Origin of the sequence: Streptomyces griseorubiginosus (genome assembly GCF_017614965.1) — a bacterium.
In the GTDB taxonomy this organism is placed as follows: Bacteria; Actinomycetota; Actinomycetes; order Streptomycetales; family Streptomycetaceae; genus Streptomyces; species Streptomyces griseorubiginosus_B.
The window spans coordinates 1-2,585 of sequence record NZ_WVUG01000552.1; the positions used below are offsets into that span (position 1 = coordinate 1).

2 protein-coding genes are annotated in these 2,585 nt (G+C 72.8%); both read left to right on the top strand.

Annotated elements, in window-relative coordinates; genetic code table 11:
• The coding region (locus tag GRC12_RS43475; RefSeq protein ID WP_244374667.1) for an N-acetylmuramoyl-L-alanine amidase at positions 1–1,271 on the top strand (1,271 nt) is incomplete at its 5' end.
• Between the two features lie 155 nt (positions 1,272–1,426).
• Complete coding sequence (locus GRC12_RS43480) at positions 1,427–2,509, top strand: nucleotidyltransferase family protein (protein ID WP_208785957.1); 1,083 nt, start codon at positions 1,427–1,429, stop codon at positions 2,507–2,509.
• The last annotated feature ends 76 nt before the right edge of the window (positions 2,510–2,585 follow it).

The window sequence follows — 2,585 nt, forward strand, 5'->3', positions numbered from 1 at the left end:
CCCCGCCCGCGACCGCCGCCCCGACGAGCCCGGCGTCGCCGCCCGGCGCGAGATCCGCGCGGCCGGCGGCCCTGCCGAGCGCCCCCGACGCCGCCGTCCCCGGCAGCACCCAGTCACTCGCCCTCGTCCCCGCCGCCCACGACCGCGCCCTGGGTCCGGCGGCCGCCGAACAGGGCCTGACCCGCGACGACGTACGGCACTTCGCCCTCGTCGGAGTGGTCTGGGACGACCCCGACACCCCGCTCCACGGCCGGGTCCAGGTCCGCACCCGCTCCACCCGCGACGGCGCCTGGAGCGGCTGGCGGGACCTGGAGACCCACAACGACGACGCGGCCGACCCCGGCGCCGCCGAGCGCGCCTCCGGCCGGGTCCGCGGCTCCACCGCCCCCTTGTGGGTCGGCGACTCCGACGGTGTGGACGTCCGTGTCCGCGCCGAGAGCCGGCACCGTACGGGCGGGACGGCCCGCGGCACCCGGGCCGGCACGGCCGAGGGCCCGCTGCCCTCGGGGCTGCGCCTGGAACTCGTCGACCCCGGCGACCCGCCCCCGGACCGCGCCCAGGGCCCCGGCGCCACCGAGATCCCGGCCCTGACCAAGGCCGCCACCGAGGACGAACTGCGGACGCTCTCCGGCGTCGAGTTGACGCCCCGTCAACGCGCCAACCCCTACATCGGCCCGCGCCCGCGCATCATCACCCGGCGCGGCTGGGGCGCCGACGAGAAGCTGCGCGAGAGGGGGTTCGTCTACACGAAGAAGGTCAAGGCGGCCTTCGTGCACCACACCGCGTCCGGAAACGGATACAAGTGCTCCCAGGCGGCCTCCGTCATCCGCGGTATCTACCGCTACCACGTCCGCAGCATGGGCTGGCGCGACATCGGCTACAACTTCCTCGTCGACAAGTGCGGAACCATCTACGAGGGCAGGGCCGGCGGCGTGGCGAAACCCGTGCTGGGCGCGCACACCCTCGGTTTCAACAGCAACAGCATGGGGATCGCCGTCCTCGGCAGCTTCGGCTCGGCGCAGCCGCCGAAGGCGGTCCTCGACGCCATCGCCCGCCTGACGGCCTGGAAACTCGGTCTCTACGGGGCCAATCCGCGGGGCAAGACATATCTCACCTCCGGGGGTGGCAATCTCTACCGAAAAGGGAAGAACGTACGACTGAACGTGATCTCCGGCCACCGTGACGGTTTCGCCACGGAGTGCCCGGGCCGCCGGCTCTACAGCAAGCTCGGCACGGCCCGCTCGACCGCGGCCCGCTACCAGGGCCGTTGACGCCGGGAGGGGACCCCGCGTTCACCGCCGTCGGGGGACATGGGGCGGAACCGACACAACGCCACCGGGCCGTCGAAGGCGTCGCACGACGATCTGCATACACTGGCCGGCCAAAGGACATTTCGGCCGGTCCCGGCAGGAAGCAGAGACGACAGGTGACAGAAGCGATCCTCCTGGTCGGCGGCAAGGGCACGCGGCTGCGTCCGCTCACGGTGCACACACCGAAGCCCATGGTCCGGGCGGCCGGGGTCCCCTTCCTCACACATCAGCTGGCGAGAGCGAGAGCGGCGGGCGTCGAACACATCGTCCTCGCCACCTCCTACCTCGCCGAGGTGTTCGAACCGTACTTCGGCGACGGCTCGTCGCTGGGGCTGCACCTCGAGTACGTGACGGAGGAGGAGCCCCTCGGTACGGGCGGCGCCATCCGCAACGTGGCCTCCCGCCTCCACTCGGGCCCCGACGACCCGGTCCTGGTCTTCAACGGCGACATCCTCACCGGCCTGAACATCGGGGCGCTCGTCGACACCCACGAGACGACCGGCGCCGACGTCTCCCTGCACCTCACCAAGGTGACCGACCCCCGCGCCTACGGTCTGGTCCCCACCGACGACACGGGCCGGGTCCTGGCGTTCCTGGAGAAGCCGCAGACCCCCGAGGAGATCGTCACCGACCAGATCAACGCGGGGGCGTACGTCTTCCGCCGCTCGGTCATCGACACGATCCCGCGGGGCCGCCCCGTCTCGGTGGAACGCGAGACGTTCCCCGACCTGCTGGCGGCGGGGGCCCATCTTCAGGGCATGGTCGACTCCACCTACTGGCTGGACCTCGGCACCCCGGCGGCCTTCGTCCGCGGCTCGGCGGACCTGGTCCTGGGCCGGGCCCCGTCGCCCGCCGTTCCGGGCCGCTGCGGCGACCGCCTGATCCTCCCGACGGCCACGGTCGCCCCGGACGCGAAGCTGACCGGCGGCACGGTGGTCGGCGAGGGCGCGTTCGTCGCCGAGGGCGCCCGGGTCTTCGGCTCGACCATCCTGCCGGGCGCCGTCATCGAACCCGGCGCCGTCATCACCGACTCCCTCATCGGCACCCGCGCCCGCGTCGGCGAACGCTCGGTCCTCACCGGCACGGTCATCGGCGACGGCGCGGTGATCGGCGCCGACAACGAACTGCGGGACGGCATGCGGGTGTGGTGCGACGCGAGGATCCCGGCGGGGGCGGTGAGGTTCTCCTCGGACCAGTAGTTTGGTTTTTTCAGCCCGTCCGGCGTTTGAAGACGAGGCCCGAAGGGCCGACGGGGGTCCAGGGGGCGGAGCCCCC